General features: G+C 74.7%; 17 protein-coding genes. 7 read left to right on the top strand and 10 right to left on the bottom strand.

Annotated elements, in window-relative coordinates; all coding sequences use genetic code 11:
* Window positions 1-97 precede the first annotated feature (97 nt).
* Complete coding sequence (gene rocD / locus ACZ4XJ_RS16550; RefSeq protein ID WP_468496579.1) at window positions 98-1,303, top strand: ornithine--oxo-acid transaminase; 1,206 nt, start codon at window positions 98-100, stop codon at window positions 1,301-1,303.
* Between the two features lie 39 nt (window positions 1,304-1,342).
* Here rocD and ACZ4XJ_RS16545 read toward each other — a convergent pair whose 3' ends face one another.
* The gene (locus ACZ4XJ_RS16545; RefSeq protein ID WP_468496578.1) at window positions 1,343-2,545 is read right to left on the bottom strand and encodes a glutathionylspermidine synthase family protein; all 1,203 of its coding nucleotides are present in this window, start codon (window positions 2,543-2,545) and stop codon (window positions 1,343-1,345) included.
* 4 nt (window positions 2,546-2,549) lie between these two features.
* On the bottom strand, window positions 2,550-2,852 hold the full coding sequence (locus ACZ4XJ_RS16540) for a hypothetical protein (protein WP_362879795.1): 303 nt from the start codon (window positions 2,850-2,852) through the stop codon (window positions 2,550-2,552).
* Between the two features lie 139 nt (window positions 2,853-2,991).
* Here ACZ4XJ_RS16540 and ACZ4XJ_RS16535 point away from each other — a divergent pair, with 139 nt between their 5' ends.
* Both ACZ4XJ_RS16535 and ACZ4XJ_RS16530 read left to right on the top strand, forming a co-directional pair.
* Window positions 2,992-3,864: a DMT family protein gene (locus tag ACZ4XJ_RS16535; RefSeq protein WP_468496758.1), complete on the top strand. Its 873-nt coding sequence runs from the start codon at window positions 2,992-2,994 to the stop codon at window positions 3,862-3,864.
* 243 nt (window positions 3,865-4,107) lie between these two features.
* Window positions 4,108-4,458: a hypothetical protein gene (locus tag ACZ4XJ_RS16530; RefSeq protein ID WP_362879794.1), complete on the top strand. Its 351-nt coding sequence runs from the start codon at window positions 4,108-4,110 to the stop codon at window positions 4,456-4,458.
* A gap of 22 nt (window positions 4,459-4,480) precedes the next feature.
* Here ACZ4XJ_RS16530 and pdxR read toward each other — a convergent pair whose 3' ends face one another.
* Window positions 4,481-5,884, bottom strand: coding sequence for a MocR-like pyridoxine biosynthesis transcription factor PdxR (gene pdxR / locus ACZ4XJ_RS16525; protein ID WP_468496577.1), 1,404 nt, complete (start codon window positions 5,882-5,884; stop codon window positions 4,481-4,483).
* A gap of 46 nt (window positions 5,885-5,930) precedes the next feature.
* On the opposite strand from pdxR, the gene ACZ4XJ_RS16520 reads away from it, so the two are divergent.
* Window positions 5,931-6,437 (top strand): carboxymuconolactone decarboxylase family protein, encoded by a 507-nt coding sequence (locus tag ACZ4XJ_RS16520; protein WP_468496576.1) that lies wholly within the window; start codon window positions 5,931-5,933, stop codon window positions 6,435-6,437.
* 28 nt (window positions 6,438-6,465) lie between these two features.
* Here ACZ4XJ_RS16520 and ACZ4XJ_RS16515 read toward each other — a convergent pair whose 3' ends face one another.
* The 4 genes from ACZ4XJ_RS16515 to ACZ4XJ_RS16500 form a co-directional block, all read right to left on the bottom strand.
* On the bottom strand, window positions 6,466-7,341 hold the full coding sequence (locus tag ACZ4XJ_RS16515; RefSeq protein ID WP_468496575.1) for a hypothetical protein: 876 nt from the start codon (window positions 7,339-7,341) through the stop codon (window positions 6,466-6,468).
* A 311-nt stretch (window positions 7,342-7,652) separates the two neighbouring features.
* Window positions 7,653-8,642 carry a malate dehydrogenase gene (locus ACZ4XJ_RS16510; RefSeq protein ID WP_362879790.1) on the bottom strand — a complete coding sequence of 330 codons (990 nt, stop codon included), beginning with the start codon at window positions 8,640-8,642 and terminating at the stop codon, window positions 7,653-7,655.
* Window positions 8,643-9,063: 421 nt separating this feature from the next.
* Complete coding sequence (locus ACZ4XJ_RS16505) at window positions 9,064-9,675, bottom strand: DUF3017 domain-containing protein (protein WP_468496574.1); 612 nt, start codon at window positions 9,673-9,675, stop codon at window positions 9,064-9,066.
* Window positions 9,665-10,525 (bottom strand): bifunctional methylenetetrahydrofolate dehydrogenase/methenyltetrahydrofolate cyclohydrolase, encoded by an 861-nt coding sequence (locus tag ACZ4XJ_RS16500; protein ID WP_362879787.1) that lies wholly within the window; start codon window positions 10,523-10,525, stop codon window positions 9,665-9,667. The genes ACZ4XJ_RS16505 and ACZ4XJ_RS16500 overlap by 11 nt, the downstream gene beginning before the upstream one ends.
* 247 nt (window positions 10,526-10,772) lie before the next feature.
* On the opposite strand from ACZ4XJ_RS16500, the gene ACZ4XJ_RS16495 reads away from it, so the two are divergent.
* On the top strand, window positions 10,773-11,363 hold the full coding sequence (locus tag ACZ4XJ_RS16495) for a hypothetical protein (protein ID WP_468496573.1): 591 nt from the start codon (window positions 10,773-10,775) through the stop codon (window positions 11,361-11,363).
* A gap of 70 nt (window positions 11,364-11,433) precedes the next feature.
* Here the strand turns inward: ACZ4XJ_RS16495 and purH are convergent, their stop codons facing one another.
* Both purH and purN read right to left on the bottom strand, forming a co-directional pair.
* Entirely contained in the window at window positions 11,434-13,047 is a 1,614-nt protein-coding gene (gene purH / locus ACZ4XJ_RS16490) for a bifunctional phosphoribosylaminoimidazolecarboxamide formyltransferase/IMP cyclohydrolase (RefSeq protein WP_468496572.1), read from the bottom strand.
* Window positions 13,044-13,667 (bottom strand): phosphoribosylglycinamide formyltransferase, encoded by a 624-nt coding sequence (gene purN, locus ACZ4XJ_RS16485; RefSeq protein ID WP_362879784.1) that lies wholly within the window; start codon window positions 13,665-13,667, stop codon window positions 13,044-13,046. Before purN ends, purH begins: the two co-directional genes overlap by 4 nt.
* A 248-nt stretch (window positions 13,668-13,915) precedes the next feature.
* Here purN and ACZ4XJ_RS16480 point away from each other — a divergent pair, with 248 nt between their 5' ends.
* The gene (locus ACZ4XJ_RS16480) at window positions 13,916-14,575 is read left to right on the top strand and encodes a hypothetical protein (RefSeq protein WP_362879783.1); all 660 of its coding nucleotides are present in this window, start codon (window positions 13,916-13,918) and stop codon (window positions 14,573-14,575) included.
* A 72-nt stretch (window positions 14,576-14,647) separates the two neighbouring features.
* Here the strand turns inward: ACZ4XJ_RS16480 and ACZ4XJ_RS16475 are convergent, their stop codons facing one another.
* The gene (locus ACZ4XJ_RS16475) at window positions 14,648-16,291 is read right to left on the bottom strand and encodes a cell division protein PerM (RefSeq protein WP_468496571.1); all 1,644 of its coding nucleotides are present in this window, start codon (window positions 16,289-16,291) and stop codon (window positions 14,648-14,650) included.
* A 120-nt stretch (window positions 16,292-16,411) separates the two neighbouring features.
* Here ACZ4XJ_RS16475 and ACZ4XJ_RS16470 point away from each other — a divergent pair, with 120 nt between their 5' ends.
* Window positions 16,412-18,106, top strand: a complete 1,695-nt coding sequence (locus tag ACZ4XJ_RS16470) for a helix-turn-helix domain-containing protein (protein WP_468496570.1) — start codon at window positions 16,412-16,414, stop codon at window positions 18,104-18,106.
* Window positions 18,107-18,411: the final 305 nt, after the last annotated feature.

Here is an 18,411-nt window from a genome sequence, read left to right as displayed (position 1 = left end):
GGCGCGCCACGAGAAAGGTTTCTCCGTCCGGTCCGCGAGCGAGGATGGACAGTGACGCCACCCTCGTCACAGGACCTGACCGACGATCGGAGACCCCGTGTCGACCACTGCTGATGCCATCCGCGCCGCCGACGCGCACAGCGCGCACAATTACCACCCCCTGCCCCTCGTCGTCGCGTCGGCGGAGGGCGCCTGGATGACCGACGTGGAGGGCCGCAGGTACCTCGACATGCTCGCCGGGTACTCGGCGCTCAACTTCGGTCACGGCAACCGCCGGCTGATCGACGCCGCCCGCGCCCAACTGGAGCGGGTCACCCTGACCTCCCGCGCCTTCCACCACGACCGCTTCGCCGACTTCTGTACGGAGCTGGCGGCGCTGTGCGGCAAGGACATGGTGCTGCCGATGAACACCGGCGCCGAGGCCGTGGAGACGGCGGTGAAGACCGCCCGCAAGTGGGGCTACGAGGTCAAGGGCGTGCCGGACGGCCAGGCCAGGATCGTGGTCGCCGCCGACAACTTCCACGGCCGCACGACCACCATCGTGTCCTTCTCCACCGACCACGAGGCCCGCGACCACTTCGGCCCCTACACCCCCGGCTTCGACATCGTCCCGTACGGGGACCTCACGGCGCTGGCGAACGCCGTCACCGAGAACACCGTCGCCGTCCTGCTGGAGCCCGTCCAGGGCGAAGCGGGCGTCCTGGTCCCGCCTACCGGATACCTGCCGGGCGTACGGGAACTGACGCGCGAGCGGAACGTCCTGTTCATCGCGGACGAGATCCAGTCGGGCCTCGGTCGGACCGGGAGGACCTTCGCCTGCGACCACGAGGGGGTCGTCCCCGACGTGTACGTCCTGGGCAAGGCGCTCGGCGGCGGCGTCGTGCCGGTGTCGGCGGTGGTGGCCGACCGGGACGTCCTCGGGGTGTTCCGGCCCGGCGAGCACGGGTCCACCTTCGGCGGGAACCCGCTCGCCTGCGCGGTCGCCCTGGAGGTGGTCGCGATGCTGCGCTCGGGCGAGTACCAGCAACGCGCCGCCGAACTCGGCGACCACCTGCACCGGGAGCTGAACCTGCTGGTCGGCGCGGGCGCGGTGACCGCCGTGCGCGGGCGCGGGCTGTGGGCCGGCGTGGACATCGACCCGGCCCGCGGGACGGGCCGGGAGATCTCCGAGCGGCTGATGGAGCTGGGGGTCCTGGTGAAGGACACCCACGGCTCCACGATCCGCATCGCGCCGCCGCTGGTGATCTCCAAGGAGGACCTGGACTGGGGGCTGGACCAGCTCAGGTCCGTCCTCGCCGGCTGACCGGCCGGCCGGTCGGCGGGCCGGGCGCCCGCCGACCGGTCAGAGGATGACGTGGGGCAGGAAGCGGGCGTACTCGTCCGTGACCGGTCCCGCCGATTCCCGGATGCCGAGCCCCGCCGACTCCTCCTCGACGACCCACGCGCCGAGCACGACGCGGTTGCCGTCGAAGTCGGGCAGCGGCGCGAGCGCCTGGAAGACGTACGTCTCCCCCTCGGTCGGGACGAACGGCTCGCCCCGCCCGCCCGCCTCGTGCAGCGTGACGCCGGCGCCCTCGCGGCCCAGCAGCGGCTTGGCCACGTAGCCGGGACCGCCCGCGTCGGCGAGCTCGCGCGGGCCGTCGAGGTAGGCGGGGAGCAGGTTCGGGTGCTCGGGGAACAGCTCCCACAGGACGGCCAGGAGCGCCTTGTTGGCGAGCAGCATCTTCCACACCGGCTCGATCCAGGCGGTGGTCCCGGAGCCGCCGCCGTGGTCGTAGGTGCCGAGCACCTGCGGGCCGAACTCGTCGGTGGCCAGCCATTCCCACGGGTAGAGCTTGAAGCAGCCGCGAATGAAGCGGAGCTTCTCGTCCACGAAGCGGCCCGCCAGACCGTCCCAGCCGATCTGCTCCACCGACAGGGCGTGCGTGGTCAGTCCGGCCTGTTCGGCGGTCTCCTGGAGGTAGGCGACCGTCATCAGGTCCTCGCCCAGCTCGTCCGTCTCGGAGTGCGCGAAGTGCAGCGGGCCGGGCGGCAGCAGTTCGGCCTGTCGGCGCCAGGCGTCGACGAGCCGCTCGTGGAGGGAGTTCCACTGGTCGGCGCCGGGGAAGCGCTCCTCCATCCAGAACCACTGCGGGCTCGCCGCCTCCACCAGGGAGGTGGGGGTGTCCGCGTTGTACTCCAGCAGCTTGGCGGGGCTGCCGGTGCCGTCGTAGCGCAGGTCGAACCGGCCGTAGAGGGAGGGCTGCTCGGCGCGCCGCCGCCAGGACTCGGTGATGAGCGCGATCAGCTTCGGGTCGGTGAGCCCGAGGTCGGCGAAGCGGTTCCGCTCGACGATGTGCGCGGCCGCGGCCAGGCACATGGCGTGCAGTTCCTCGACGACCCCCTCCAGCGCCTCGACCTCCGGGAGCGTGAAGGAGTAGTACGCGCTCTCGTCCCAGTAGGGGCGCAGGGAGTCGTCCGGGAAGCGGGTGAGGGGGTAGATCAGGCCCTGCTCCTCGACGGTCTTCTGCCAGTCGGGGCGGGGTTCGATGGTGTGGCGTTCCACGGGCTCAGCCGCCGCTGGAGCCGGAGCTCTTGTGGCCGCCGATGCCGCCGCGGGTGACGGCCGACTTGTCGAAGCTGCCGCCGGTCACCTTGCCGGCGCTGACGTGGCCGCCGTAGTAGTACGCGCCGCTGCCGCCGCTCTTGCAGTCCTTGTTGTTCAGGTGGTTCAGCGTGGTGCGGGACGCGCAGCGCTTGTCGGGCTCGTCGTTGCTTCCGCAGGCCACGAGGGTGGCGGCGAGCAGGCCCATGCCGCCCAGGGCGACCGCTCCCGACCGCATCCGGCGCCGGGTGGTGTTGCTGGTGTCCATGTGAATTTCGCTCCCCCTGTGTGACGTGTACTGCCGACGGCTGTCCGACAGCGTAGAGCGGGGGCACGCGGGGATGGAATCCGGCCGCCGTCACACCCTTGTCACGGTCGTGACCTACAGTCGCTTCGTGCTGATTGGGATGATTTGCGCACTGGGTGCGGCGGTCTGCTTCGGTACGGCGTCGGTGCTCCAGGCGGTGGCGGCGCGGGCGACGGCGCCGGGGACGGGTTCCGGCGTGGACGCCGCGCTGTTCCTGCGGGCGGTCCGGCAGTGGCGCTATCTGGTCGGACTCGGGCTCGACGGGGCCGGCTTCGTGCTCCAGATCGTGGCCCTGCGGCACCTGCCGATCTACGCGGTGGGCGCGGCGATGGCGTCCAGCCTGGCGGTGACGGCGGTGGTGGCGGCGCGGCTGCTGCACGCGCGGCTGTCGGGGCGCGAGTGGGGCGCGGTGGCCGTGGTGTGCGCGGGGCTGCTGATGCTGGGTCTGGCCTCGGGTGCGGAGGGCTCGGGCACCGGGTCGACGGCGCTGAAGTTCGGACTGCTCGCGGCGGCGGCGCTGGTCCTGCTGGTGGGGGCGGCGGCGGGCCGACTGCCGGACGGGCCGCGGGCGCTGGTGCTGGGCCTGGCGGCGGGTACGGGCTTCGGGGTCGTGGAGGTGGCGGTCCGGCTCATCGACTCGCTGACGCCGCGCGAGTTCGCGAACCCCGCGCTGTACGCGCTGCTGCTGGGCGGCGCGGCGGGGTTCCTGCTGCTCACCTCGGCCCTGCAGCGCGGCTCGGTGACGGCGGCGACGGCCGGGCTGGTGCTGGGCGAGACGGTCGGCCCGGCGCTGGTGGGGGTGATCTGGCTGGGCGACCGGACCCGGGAGGGGCTGACCTGGCTGGCGGTCCTCGGCTTCGCGGTGGCGGTGGCGGGCTCGCTCGCCCTCTCCCGCTTCGGGGAGCCGGAGCCGGTGTCGGGGGCGGAGTCGGGGGCGGGGCCCGACCCGTCGACGCCGGCGAGTTCCTCCTGACCAGCGGCGGCCCCCAGGGGCAGCGCGGCTGACCCGCGACGCGACCGGCGCGGTCAGCGGCGGCGACCTCGCGGGCCGCCGGGCCCTCGGCGGGCGGGGTGCGCGGACGGCGTCCCGGGCTGGTGCGCGGGCGGCGTCCCGGCCCCCGTTCATCCGGCCGGCCGCGCAAGGGATGCCGCCCGCCCCCGGTCGGTGCAGGCTGCGGGCAAGGACAGCCATCACCGCACAGACGAGGACCGTGCCATGTCCCACCTCCGGCGCATCGGCGTCATCACCGGGGCGGCCGCGCTGCTGCTCACCGCCACCGCCTGCTCGGGCCTCGGCCGCAGCACGGTCGGCACCCTCACCTTCCGCGGCCACGACTCCCCGGCCGAAGTGACCTACACCAACACCCCGGTCAAGGGCTGCCACCGGATCAACGTGCCGGCCGGCGCCACCCACGTCGAGAACAACACCGCCGTCGACGTCGTGCTGTACCGGACGCCGGACTGCAAGAAGCCGGACCCGGAGGGCGGCAGCTACATCGCCACCACCCTCTCGAACGTCACCGCCCCCGAGAGCCTGCCCTGGCGCAGCTTCAGCGTCATCCACTGAGCACCGACCGGCAGCCGGCCGGTCAGGGCAGGACCGCCAGCAGGGCGGCCAGGGTCGGGGCCCAGGCACTGTCGGACGGGGCGCCGTACCCCACCACCAGGGCGTCCCGCACGGGCAGCTCCGAGTCCGGGTGCCGGTGGCGCGCCAGGCCCTCCAGGGCCAGGTCCTGCCAGGCCGCGGCCTGCACCAGCGAGCGTTCCGCGCCCGCCGGCAGGTCCAGCACCGCGTGCAGCCCCGCCGCGATCCCGGACACGGGGACCCTCCCGGCCAGGGCGGCCACCAGCTCGTCCCGGCGGCGCCGCTGGCGCAGCCGCATGCCGCGCACGTGGCGGTCGTAGGCCCCCGAGCCGATGAACCGTGCCAACGTCAGCTGCTCCAGCGCGCTGGAGGTCCAGTCGCTGCCGCCCTTGGCCACCAGTACCTCGTCCAGCAGGTCGGGCGGGACCACCATCCAGCCCATCCGCAGCGCCGGCGAGAGGGACTTGCTCGCCGTGCCCAGGTAGACCACCCGGTCCGGGTCCAGGCCCTGGAGGGCGCCGACGGGCTGGCGGTCGTAGCGGAACTCCCCGTCGTAGTCGTCCTCCAGGATCAGGCCGCCGCGGGTGCGCGCCCAGTCCACCGCCGCCGCCCGCCGGCCGGGCGTGAGGGCCGCGCCCGTCGGGAACTGGTGCGCGGGGGTGAGCAGTACGGCGCCGGTGCGGGGGCCGAAGCCGGCCAGGTCCGTGGTGCGGGCCCCGTCCCCGTCCAGCCACAGCGGGCGGGTCGTGAGGCCGGCGCCGGTGAGCAGGTCGCGGTGGACGTCGAGGCCGTAGCCCTCCACCGCCACCTCCCGGACCCGGCGCTCGCGCAGCACCCGGCCCAGCAGCATCAGCCCCTGGGTGAAGCCCGCGCACAGCACGATCCGGTCCGGGTCCGCGTACACCCCGCGCGCCCGCGCCAGGTAGCCGGCGAGCGCCTCGCGCAGCTCGACCCGGCCGCGGGCGTCCGTCGCGTAGCCGAAGGCCTCGTTCGGGGCGTCGGTCAGCGCCCGCCTGGCCGCCGCGAGCCAGGCCGTACGGGGGAAGCCGCCCAGGTTCGGCGAACCGGGCAGCAGGCTGTACGCGGGCCCCCGGCGCGCGGGGTGCCGGGTCCGTGCGGCGGCGGCCGCCCGGCGCGGCCGGGCCCGCTCGGCGACCCGGGTGCCGGAACCCTGCCGGGCCGTCAGCCAGCCCTCGGCGACGAGTTCGGCGTACGCCTCGGCGACCGTGTTGCGGGCGATCCCGAGGTCGGCCGCGAAGGACCGGGAGGACGGCAGCCGGGTGCCGGGCGCGAGCCGTCCGCCGCGCGCGGCCTCCCGCAGCGCCTCGGTGAGCGCGGCGCGCAGGCCCCGGCCGGCCGCGAGGTCCAGGTGCAGGTCGGCACCGAAAGTGGCCCATGATCCCGTCATGGGGATGGACCATAGTCGCGGGCCGCCCGGTCCCTACGGTGGAGACATGAGCAACCACAGCGCGTCCACCTCACTCGCCGCCGCACACACCCCCCGCATGCAGCTGGCCAAGCTGGCCCCCGAGTTCTACAAGGCCGTCATCGGGCTGGAGATCGCCTCGAAGAAGGGCCTGGACCCGGCCCTCGTCGAACTGGTCAAGATCCGTGCCTCGCAGGTCAACCACTGCGCGTTCTGCCTCGACATGCACACCAAGGACGCCCTCGCGGCGGGCGAGAGCGTCGAGCGCGTCGTGCAGCTCGCCGCCTGGGAGGAGTCGCGGCACTTCTACACGGAGAAGGAGCTGGCGGCGATCGAACTGACCGAGGCCGTCACCGTCCTGACGGACGGTTTCGTACCCGACGAGGTGTACGCGCGGGCCGCCGCGCACTTCGAGGAGGCGGAACTGGCCCAGCTGATCGCCGTGATCGCGACGATCAACGTCTGGAACCGGATCGGCGTCACCACCCGCAGCACCCCCGGCCACTACACCCCGGGCCAGTACCAGCAGGGCTGAGGACGGATCCGGGGTGCCGGTCGGCCGGTCACCGCGGGCGGAACGACTCCACCGCGGCCGTCAGGCGGGCCCGTACGGTTTCTCCGTCGGCGGCCGGGCCGGCCGCCAGCAGCGCCCACCGGCCGCCGCCCGGCGTGGTCACGATCCGCTCCACGCCCCGGCGGCGGTCGCCGGTCTCCGCGCTGTCGTACTCGTAGACCAGCTCGCAGGCACCGCCTGCGACCGGTTCGAGGGAGACCTCGCGGTAGCCCGGGTTCGCGCCCAGGGCCCCGGAGGACATCCGCAGCAGCTCGCACTCGCCCGTCGCGGCGGACTCGGTGATCCGGAAGACCTGGAGCAGGGCGCTGCGGTCGCCGGGCAGCCGGTAGAAGGATCCGCTGCCGTTCTCGTCACGGCTGCGCTGCCAGCCGTCGGGGACGGCCACCGAGAAGCCCGCCCCGTCGCGCACCACCGTGTAACCGGCGGGGCCGGTACCGGTGCTCGGGGCGGCGCTCGCGCCCGTACCGGCGCCCGTGCCGGGGACCGTGCCGGGCGTCGTCGGCGCGCCCGTACCGGGCCCGGTACTCGGGACCGGGCTCGGGACCGCGCTCTGCGCGGGCGCGGCGCCGGTCGGGGCCGCCGACGGCTCCTCGGAGGTGGTCAGCGAGACCGCCGGGCCGGGGCCCGCCGCGTTCTCGGTCCCGCCCTGCCCGGTCAGGACGAACCACCCCGCCACGAAGGCCCCGGCGACCACGACGGCCAACGCTCCGACCAGCAACGGCCCCCGCGCCTTCGACGCCGGGCGGGCCCGGGGCGGCAGCGGAACCACCACCGGCGGCTCCGGCGCCCAGGCGACGTGCTGCGGCAGGGGCGGAAGCGGCAGCCCGGAGGGCGGCGCCACCGGGTAGGGGAAGTCATCCTTCACCGGCGGCACGGAAGGCGCGGACGGCATGGACGGCAGGGGCGGCGCGGGCGGCAACCCCGGACGCGGCGGCTCGGCGGGGCGCGCGGGTGCGTCCGTGCGCGGTGGCTCGGCAGGACGCGGGGGATCGAGGGGACGCGGCCCCCAGTCCCACCGCTGCGACTGTGGTTCCCGCTCGTCCTCGCTCACCTGGCGACCCTATTTTCCGCTCGGCGCACTCGACAGTCGCATTCACGCCAAAGCGCCCCGGCCAGGTTTGGCCGGGGCGCTCGACGTTCAGGGGATCGGCCGTCCGGGCGGGCCGGACGGGCGGATCAGATCAGGCCGAGCTCGCGCACCGCGTCGCGCTCCTCGACGAGCTCCGCCACGGACGCGTCGATGCGCGCACGGGAGAACTCGTTGATGTCCAGGCCCTGGACGATCTCGTACTTGCCGTCCTTGGTGGTGACGGGGAAGGAGGAGATGATGCCCTCCGGGACGCCGTAGGAGCCGTCCGACGGGATGCCCATCGAGGTCCAGTCGCCCGCGGCGGTGCCGTTGACCCAGGTGTGCACGTGGTCGATGGCGGCGTTGGCGGCCGAGGCGGCCGAGGACGCGCCACGGGCCTCGATGATCGCGGCGCCGCGCTTGGCGACGGTCGGGATGAAGGTGTCGGCCAGCCACTGCTCGTCGGCGACGACCTCGGCGGCGTTCTTGCCGGCGATCTCCGCGTGGAAGACGTCCGGGTACTGGGTCGCCGAGTGGTTGCCCCAGATGGTGAGGCGCTTGATGTCGGTGACGTCGGCGCCGGTCTTCTTCGCGAGCTGCGAGATCGCCCGGTTGTGGTCCAGACGGGTCATCGCGGTGAAGCGCTCGGCCGGTACGTCCGGAGCGGCGGCCTGCGCGATGAGCGCGTTGGTGTTGGCCGGGTTGCCCACGACCAGGACCTTGATGTCGTCCGCGGCGTGCGCGTTGATCGCGGCGCCCTGCGGCTTGAAGATGCCGCCGTTGGCGGAGAGCAGGTCACCGCGCTCCATGCCCTTGGTGCGCGGGCGGGCGCCCACGAGCAGCGCGACGTTGGCGCCGGCGAAGCCCTGGTTCGGGTCGTCGAAGATGTCGATGCCCTTGAGCAGCGGGAAGGCGCAGTCGTCGAGCTCCATGGCGGTGCCCTCGGCGGCCTTCATGCCCTGGGGGATCTCCAGGAGGCGGAGCTTGACCGGCACGTCCGCGCCGAGCAGGTGGCCGGAGGCGATGCGGAAGAGCAGCGCGTAGCCGATCTGGCCGGCAGCGCCGGTCACGGTGACATTCACGGGAGTGCGGGTCATGGCCTTCTCCGTTAGACAGCTGGCGGTGGGGCGTCCCTGCCCCATGTGCTGGTCCCCGGGTGCGGGGCGGACGCCGCTTCGCAGCCTGTGAATCTTGACGTGAAGAGACATCCGCCGTCAGGCTATCCGACCCGCGGGGCCCCCAACCCCCGGCCCCGTGTGGTCCACGGCACACGCGCCGCGTCCGGACCACCGGGGAAGGGGTCCCCGTAGGCGTCCATGGCCTCGGTGAAGGCGGTCGGGCTGACGGCGTCGATCCGCTGACGACCGGGCAGCTAGATCGCGGGGGCCCGGACGAACGCCTCGACCGCGCCGTTGACGAGCGAGGCGACCGAGCCCGTCAGCAGGGGCTCCCGGGCCACCGGACCGGGCGGCACGGCGGCCGTGACGGCCCGCCGCGCCGGTCCGGCGCGCGGACCGCTCAGCGGACGGTGAAGCGGACCGCGGTTTCCAGGAACGGGATCGTCAGCCACGGACCGGGCTCGATGACCATCGCGAGCAGCGTGATCGCCACGCCCAGCAACCCGTACGTGACCATGTCCGTGAAGCGGGAGCGCACCGCGAGCATGCCCACCGAGGGCAACGCGCGCCGCATCACGGCCGCCGCGAGCAGGGCGATGCCGATCGCCAGGCAGCCCGCGCGCGGCCGGCCCGTCGCGGTCAGCAGCAGCCCCACCGCGGTCGCGGCGAGGACGCCGAGCATCGGCCACTGCCGGGCGGGCGTGGACACGGCCCCGGGGATGGCCCGGCCGCCGCCCTCGGGGCGGGCCGTGTCCTGGGTGACGGCGGGGAAGCGCCGCGACCGCGCGGCCGCCCGGTCCGACGCCACGGGGCCGACGGCCCCTTCGGGCCCGGCCTCCGCCGGCTCGGGCGCCGCCGGCTCGGCCGCCGGCTCCGGTCCGCCGTCCGCTCCCGCGCCGGTGTCCGTCCCCGTTGCGGCGTCGGTACCGGGCTCCGGGCGCGCCCCCGGTCCGCCCGGCTCCGGCTCGCCCCCGGCGGTCGGGCCGCCGTCCGCGTCGTGCTCAGCCCGCACTGGTGATCCGCTCCGCCGCCTCGACCACGTTCACCAGCAGCTGCGCGCGGGTCATCGGGCCGACGCCGCCCGGGTTGGGCGAGATCCAGCCCGCCACCGCGGCGACGCCCGGGTGGACGTCCCCGACGATCTTGCCGCCCTCGTCGCGGCTGACGCCCACGTCGAGCACCGCCGCGCCCGGCTTCACGTCCTCCGGCTTGACCAGGTGCGGCACGCCCGCCGCCGCGACGATGATGTCCGCCTGTCGCAGCAGCCCGGAGAGGTCGCGCGTACCGGTGTGGCACAGGGTCACGGTGGCGTTCTCGGACTTGCGGGTGAGCAGCAGGCCGATGGACCGGCCGACGGTGATGCCGCGGCCCAGGACGACCACGTGCGCGCCGTTGATGGCCACGCCGTGGTGGCGCAGCAGTTCGACGATGCCGTACGGGGTGCAGGGCAGCGGGCCAGGCTCGTTGAGCACCAGCCGGCCGAGCGACATGGGGTGCAGGCCGTCCGCGTCCTTGGTGGGGTCCATCAGTTCCAGGACGCGGTTGGTGTCGATGCCCTTGGGGAGCGGCAGTTGGACGATGTAGCCCGTGCAGTCGGGGTTGGCGTTGAGCTCCCGCACGACCTCCTCGATGTCCTCCTGGGAGGCGGTGGCGGGCAGTTCGCGCTGGATCGAGGCGATGCCCACCTCGGCGCAGTCCTTGTGCTTTCCGTTGACGTACCAGCGACTGCCCGGGTCGTCGCCGACGAGCAGCGTGCCGAGGCCGGGGGTGATGCCCCGGTCCTTCAGCGCCGCCACCCGGGCGGTCAGTTCGGACTTGATCGCGGCTGCGGTGGCCTTGCCATCGAGAATCTGGGCGGTCATGTCGCCATCCTCCCGGATGGAGTGGCCCCGGTTCCAGTCAAGGTGCTCGACGGGGTCCCCCGTTGATTGCACTTGCACAACAAGTAAGGGGCCCAGCGGCAACCGGCTGGACAAGCAACCGTCGGCCCGACGACGATGCATCGAACCAGAGTGCCGCGGGCAGTGCCGGGGGGCGGACCGCAAGTTGCAGAGTTCCTCCGCGCGTGTTGCCGTGCGTCCCCGCACTTCCACGGAGGAACACCCAAAGATGAGCTTCGGCGACCCGAACAACCCGTACGGACAGCAGCCCCAGGCCCCGCAGGGCCAGCAGCCCGGCTACGGCTACCCGCAGCAGGCCCCCCAGGGCGTCCCCGCGCAGGCCGGCTACGGCTACCCGCAGGGCACCCCGGCCGGCCCCGGCGGCTACCCGGGCATGCCGGTCACGATGCCCGGTGGTGTCAAGGCCGCCCGCGTCATGCTCTGGGTCATCGCCGGCCTCCAGATCGTCGGCGTCGGCGTGCTGTTCGCGGTGATCGCCCTGATCGAGCAGCTGAAGAAGGACCCCGAGCTCCAGGGCAACGCCCAGTTCGCGGACATGGCCAAAATGGGCTCCGGCGTGGTGTTCGCCCTGATCGCCCTCGCGGTGGTCTACCTGATCGTCTCGATCGTGCTCGCGGTCAAGATCGGTAAGGGTGGCAACGGCACCCGCATCGGCATCATCGTCTACGCGTCCCTCGGCATCCTGCTGAGCCTGTACCCGTTCTTCCCGCTCAGCCTGGTGCACCTGGTGCTGCTGATCCTCGTCATCGTCTTCGTGGCGAAGTCGGACGGCTCGGCCTGGTTCAACCGCCAGCGCTGATCCCCGCTCAACGGCGAAGGCCGCGTCCCGCAGTGCGGGGCGCGGCCTTCGTCGTGCGAGGGGTCCGGGGTCAGTGGAAGAAGTGGCGGGTCCCGGTGAAGTACATGGTCACGCCGGCCTTCTTCGCGGCCTCGATCACCTGCTCGTCGCGCACGGAACCACCCGGCTGGACGACGGCCTTGATGCCGGCGGCCGTCAGGATCTCCAGCCCGTCGGGGAAGGGGAAGAACGCGTCGGAGGCGGCGTACGAGCCCTGCGCGCGCTCGGCGCCCGCCCGCTCGACGGCCAGCTTCGCCGAGTCGACGCGGTTGACCTGGCCCATGCCGACCCCGACCGAGGCGCCGTCCTTGGCGAGCAGGATCGCGTTGGACTTGACGGCCCGGCAGGCCTTCCACGCGAAGGCCAGACCGGCCAGTTCCTCGGCGGACAGGGCGTCACCGGTGGCCAGCGTCCAGTTCGCCGGGTCGTCGCCCTCGGCCTGGAACAGATCGGACTGCTGGAGCAGCGCGCCGCCGCTGATCGGCTTGAGGTCGCCCGGCTGGTGCGGGGTGCCGTCCACCTTCAGGACGCGGATGTTCTTCTTCTTCGCGAGGACCTCGACGGCGCCGTCCTCGTAGGCGGGCGCGGCGACGACCTCGGTGAAGATCTCCGCGATCTGCTCGGCGAGCTCGACGGTCACCGGCCGGTTCACGGCGATGACGCCGCCGAACGCCGACAGCGGGTCGCAGGCGTGCGCCTTGCGGTGGGCCGCGGCCACGTCGGTGTCCACGGCGATGCCGCACGGGTTGGCGTGCTTGATGATCGCGACGCAGGGCTCGTCGTGGTCGTAGGCGGCCCGGCGGGCCGCCTCCGTGTCGACGTAGTTGTTGAAGGACATCTCCTTGCCGTGCAGCTGCTCGGCGTTGGCGAGCCCGCCCGGCTGACCGTCCGTGTAGATCGCGGCGGCCTGGTGCGGGTTCTCGCCGTAGCGCAGGGTCGACTTGCGCTCCCAGGCGCCGGCGAGGAACTCGGGCAGCGCCGCGTCCTCGGACTCGGGCGCGTACGCGTTCGTGAACCAGGAGGCGACGGCCACGTCGTAGGCGGCGGTGTGCTGGAAGGCCTCGGCCGCGAGCCGCTTGCGGGCGCTCAGGTCGAAGCCGCCGTTCTTCGCCGCGTCGAGGACGTCGGCGTAGCGGGCGGGGCTCGTGACGACGGCGACCGACGGGTGGTTCTTGGCCGCGGCGCGGACCATCGAGGGGCCGCCGATGTCGATCTGCTCCACGCACTCGTCCGGCGTGGCGCCCGACTGGACGGTCGCGAGGAAGGGGTAGAGGTTGACGACGACCAGGTCGAAGGGCTCGACGCCCAGCTCGGCGAGCTGGTTGCGGTGGTCCTCCAGGCGCAGGTCGGCGAGGATGCCGGCGTGCACCCGCGGGTGCAGGGTCTTGACGCGGCCGTCGAGGCACTCGGGGAAGCCGGTGAGCTCCTCGACCTTGGTGACGGGCACCCCGGCCGCGGCGATCTTCGCGGCGGTCGAGCCGGTGGAGACGAGCGCGACGCCCGCCTCGTGCAGGCCGCGGGCCAGCTCTTCCAGTCCCGTCTTGTCGTAGACGCTGACGAGCGCACGACGGATCGGCCGCTGGGTCGTGGTCGGTTCGTTGTTGTTCGCGCTGGCTGCGGGCTCTACGCGCTCTGCGGCGGTCACTGGATCGTTACCTTTCGTCCCTCAATGCGATAGCCGTGCCGGGCCAGGCGCCCCACGACGTCGACGAGCAGCTGACGCTCGACTTCCTTGATCCGCTCGTGCAGAGCGGCTTCGCCCTCCGCGTCCCTGATCTCCACGACACCCTGGGCGATGATCGGCCCGGTGTCCACGCCGCCGTCCACGAAGTGGACCGTGCAGCCGGTGACCTTCGCGCCGTAGGCGAGGGCGTCCCGTACGCCGTGCGCGCCGGGGAAGGCGGGGAGGAGGGCGGGATGGGTGTTGATGAACCGGCCGCCGAAGCGGTCGATGAAGCTCGCGCCCACGATCTTCATGAACCCGGCGGAGACGACGAGGTCCGGGGCGTGGGCGGCGGTCGCGCCGGTGAGCGCCTCGTCCCACTCCGCACGGCTGCCGTAGGCCTTGACGGGACACACGAAGGTGGGGATCCCGGCCTTCTCCGCCCGTTCCAGGCCGGCGATGTTCTCGCGGTCCGCGCCGACGGCGACGACCTCGGCGCCGAAGCCCTCGGCTCCGCCGGGGTGGGCTTCGATGGCGTCGAGCAGGGCCTGGAGGTTGGTGCCGGAGCCGGAGACCAGCACGACCAGGCGGGAGGCGGGCATGGGAGGCCCTTTCTTACGGGAATGCCGTTGTTGGTCTTGTGTGGTCGTACGAAACTACGACGTGCCGACTCATGGGCAACCGTACGAAGCCACCGACCGCCTGCAACGATACCCGCACACCCGACCGCCCCCGAGGGACGGGGGGACGGGCGGGCGGTAGCGTCTGCATACGAGCCGCGCACGCCGCGGAGCGCGCCGCCGGACGCGGCACCCACCGCGTCCACGACACAGGGGAAGTAACGCACTCGATGCCGGACCGCCGTCAGCCCGACTCCTCGACCGACGACAACCCCTTCGCGGCTCCCCCCGAGGGCCGGCCCGACCAGCCGTGGAAGCCGCGCGGCGGCGGCCCGGGCCAAGGCCCGGGCCAGGACCCCGGCCCAGGTCAGGGGCCCGGCCAGGGCCCCGGCGGAACCCCCGAGGGGGGTGGCGGTCCCGCGCGCTGGGACCCGATGGACCCCGTGCAGCGCCGGGCGCGGTACGCGCTGCTGGCGGGTATGTGGGGCTTCTTCTTCGGCATCTTCGGCATCCCCTCGATGGGGCTGCTGCTGGGCGCGCTCGCCATGTACTGGGGCATCAGCGCGCTCCGCGGCGGGCCGGCTCCGGAGTCCGGGGCCGCCGCGGCGGCCGTCTTCGGCGGCGCGGCGCAGCCCGCGCGCACCGGGTCGAAGCCCGACCGGCTCGCCGCCCTGGGGCCCGCGGCCCGCCCGCAGCGGGCGGCCGCGGTCAGCGGCCTGGTGACGGCCTCGCTGGCGCTGCTGCTGGCGGCGAGCTCGTACGCGCTGCAGATCGCGTACAAGGACTTCTACGTCTGCCGCGACGACGCCCTGACGCGCACGGCGGAACTCCAGTGCAACACCCTGCTCCCGGACAACGTCATCGGCGACATCCTGAAGGTCCAGCGCTGACGCGAACCGCTCCCCGCACGCGGACGGCCGGCCCCGGAAGGGGCCGGCCGTCCGCGTTCGGGCGAAGTGACGTCACTCCTCCGGGGGGCGCCGCGCCAGGATCCTGGACCCCGCCACCGGCGGGAGCAGGGGCGCCGGCGCGGCCCCCCGGAACGCCTGCGCGTCGGGCAGCGGCGCCGGCACCGACTCCGGGGCCGCCGCTCCGATGACGGCCGACGGGGGCTGCTCCGTCGGCGGGACCGCGACCGGCGCCGGGGTGCCGCGTCGGGTCGTGGGCGGGACCGGCACGGGAGGGAGCGACGTGGGCGGGAGCGGCACGGGAGGGAGCGACGTGGGCGGGAGCGACGTGGGCGGGACCAAGGGCTGCGCGGCGCTGCGCAGCGCCTGCCAACGCAGTTCCCGGATCCCCGAGTCGTGCCAGGTGTCGGCGGCCGCCTCCTCGGCGGCCCCGCGCGCCGGTCGCGTCCGCCAGGCGTGCACCCCGACCGCCAGCGGGACCGCCGATACCAGGGTCCACGCCGTCGCCGCGCCCCCGACGGCCCACCACACGGGCCCGAAGCTCGCCAGCGCCGCCGTACCCATCGGGCCGCCGGACACCGCCGCCAACGCGGCCATCACCGCTCCGCACACCACCGAGCCCAGGGCCGCCGTCAGCGCGGTCTCCCCGTACGGGACCTCCCGCGCCCGACGCACCGCGAACCAGCCCACCGCCAGTCCGGCGGCCACCGGAATCCCGGCCGCCGCCCAGGTGACCGGGGTGCCCGGCCCCTCCGGCGGCAGCGCCGCCAGCAGCGGGAACCCGGGCAGCGCCGCCGCGCCCTCGAAGCCGAGCGGGGTGGCCGTCGCGCCCGCGCCGAGCGCGAAGCCGGGTCCGAGCCCGTAGGCCGCGCCCCACACCATCGCGTTCGGGATCAGGGCCACCGCCAGCAGCAGCACCGCGAACCGGCCCGACCAGACCCCGGTCAGCTGGAGGAACGACGCCTGCACCTGGGGCCCGTGCCAGGCCAGGGAAGCACCGACGAGCAACGTCCCGCCGCCGAGCAGGACCAGGACCCCGGCCGCCCCGGAGCGCAGCGCCAGCGCGTACCGGGGGCGCGTGATCGCCGTCCGCACGCTCCTCGGGACCCGGTCCGGCAGGGGTCCCAGAGGTCGGCCCTTCGCGGCCCACACACCGCTCGCGGCGGCCAGCGCCGCCACCAGCGGCAGGTGCCAGGCCGCGCTCAGCGGATCGGCGGGCATCGGTCCGCCGGCCGCGTACACGGTGGCCAGCGCGCCGACGGCGAGGTAGCCGCAGAGCACCGCGGAGAACACGGCGCCGGCCGGCAGGACCTCCTCCCCGTCCGCCCCGGCGGCGTCCCCGGAGGCGCTGCCCAGCCGGGCGGCCCGCCGCATCAGCAGGGCGGGCAGGGCCACCAGGAGCAACGGCGTCACGCCCACGGGTGCGGGCACCCCGGACAGGGTCTCGTAGCGGACGAGCTCCGTCCCGTGGGCCATCAGCCACAGCCCGGCGGCCAGGTGCAGCGCACCGCCGGGCCCGCTGTCGGGATAGGGGGAGCTGATCCACAGCACGATCACGAGCACGGCGAGGAAGCCGAGCCCCAGTCCGGCAGCCACGGCGCCGCCCAGCACGCAGGCGGCGGCGGCCGGTGAACGGCGCCGCGGGTCGGGGCGCGGGGCCACCGGCAACGGGGTCCCGAGTTCAGTCACTTGGGTCACCCCGCCCATGGTGCCAACGACACGCGCTATGGGCGGGTAACAGGCGAATGCCCGTGGTGTCGCTCAATATACGTTTATGTACTTTTTCGCCCAAGGCTGCCGGGTCGCGGGGAGTGTGGCATGACACAAGGCGTCGATACGACCTCCGGGTCGGAACTGGGCCTGCCCTCCCCCAAGGAGCGCCGCAGGCTCCGCGAGGCGGGCGAACTGAGCCACGAGGAGGTCGCGGGGGTCATCGGGGTCACCCCGGCGACCCTCCGTTCGTGGGAGACGGGCCGCACCGAGCCGCGCGGACGCAAGCGCGAGGTGTACGCCGAGATCCTGGCCCGCCTCGCCGCGGCGGCCGCGGTCCCGGACGCGGACACCCCGGACCTGCGCGTCACCGCTGCCGGACGCCCCGGGCCGACCCGGCCCCCGCGGCCCCCCGAACCCCACGCGCGCGAGCCGGAGGCGGAACCGGCGCACGACCGGGCCACGCCCTTCGCCAGCTGGGCGCCGCGTGCCGGCGGCGGCGTACGGGCCTTCGCGAACGGGGCCCAGGCGCGGTCCGGCGGGCCCGGTACCCGGCCCAGGTCGGCGACCAAGCGGGCCGCGAAGCCCCCGGTCGGCGCCGCCCGCCACGACACGAAGACCCCCGCCAGGACCGGCGGCGGCTCCTCGGGCGGCTCCGGCGGTTCCGCCCCGGGGAAATCCGCCGACGCGCCCGCACCCCCCACGCCGGCGCCCCCGGCCGACGCCTCCGCGCCGGCGGACTCCGGCGCACCCGCCGACGCACCCGCCGAGGTGCGCGCCCCCGAACCACCGGCCCCCGACGCGGGCGCGGGGGCGGGGGCCGCGCCCCCGCCGCCCGACCCGTCCATGGAGCCGTCCATGGAGCCGTCCATGGAGCCGTCCATGGAGCCGTCCATGGAGCCGTCCACCGAGCCGTCCATGGTGCCGGAGGCCGAGGAGGTCACCGCCGTCCCGGAGTCGACCGAGCCGGCGGCGGCCGTGCCGCGCCCGTCCGACCCCGTCCAGGCCTTCGAGGCCCTCTACGCCTACGCCGCCCCCGCCCTCGTCCGGCAGGCCTACCTCCTCACGGCCCGTCGCGCCCTGGCCCACGAGTCGGTGGAGCGGGCCTTCCAGCAGGCCTGGGACCGCTGGCCCGAGGTGGCCACCGACCCCGACCCCGTCGGCTGGGTGCGCGCGGCCGTGTACGAGTACGCCCTCTCCCCCTGGCACCGGTTCCGCCGCGCCCACCGCCACCCCGACAAGCCGCCGGCCGAGCCCGCGGACCGGATCCTGCTCGACGCCCTGCTCGCGCTGCCCCCGGTGCACCGCCGCACGGTGCTGCTCTACGACGGCGTCGGCCTCGACCTGCCCGACACCGCCGCCGAGACCGAGGCCACCACCCCGACCGCCGGGAGCCGCCTGCTCCACGCGCACGCCGACCTCGCGGATCGCGTACCCGAGCTGGCCGACGTACCGCCCGAGAAGCAGTCCGCGCTGCTGCGCGAACGGCTCGGGGCGGTCCGGCCCGTCGTACGGCTGGAGCCGCGCTCCGCGGCCGTCGTCCGCGCCGCCGGCGAGCACCGCGGCCGGCGGTGGATCCGGGCCGGCCTGGTCATGACGGCGCTGATCGCCGTCGCGACCGCGTACACCACGGCGACCGCGCCGCGGGAGTACGAGCCCCCGAGCTCCCCCGGTACGAGCGTCTCCGGCGTCCCGCCGCACAGCGGACCCCAGCGGCTCACCGAGGAGAGCCGGGAACTCCAGGACAAGCTGCGCGCCGACCCCGCGGCCGGCCCCGCCCGGGTCTCGCCCGGCCTGGAGTGAGGCCGACCCGACCCGGCACGAAAACGGGCGTGGGCCCCCCCCCCCGGGGGGGGGGGCCCCCCCCGGCGCGCGCCCCCCCGCCCCCCCCCCCCCGGCGCGCCCGGCGGGCGGCGCCCCCCCCCCGCGCGGGGGGGGGGGCCCCGCGCCCCCCCCCCGCGGGCGCGGGGGCGGGGGCCGCGCCCCCGCCGCCCGACCCGTCCATGGAGCCGTCCATGGATCCGTCCATGGAGCCGTCCATGGAGCCGTCCATGGAGCCGTCCACCGAGCCGTCCATGGTGCCGGAGGCCGAGGAGGTCACCGCCGTC

It is taken from the genome of Streptomyces sp. NPDC029836 (genome assembly GCF_055574495.1).
The sequence above is the reverse complement of the archived record's forward strand: the minus strand, read 5'-3'. Positions and strand labels throughout refer to the sequence as shown.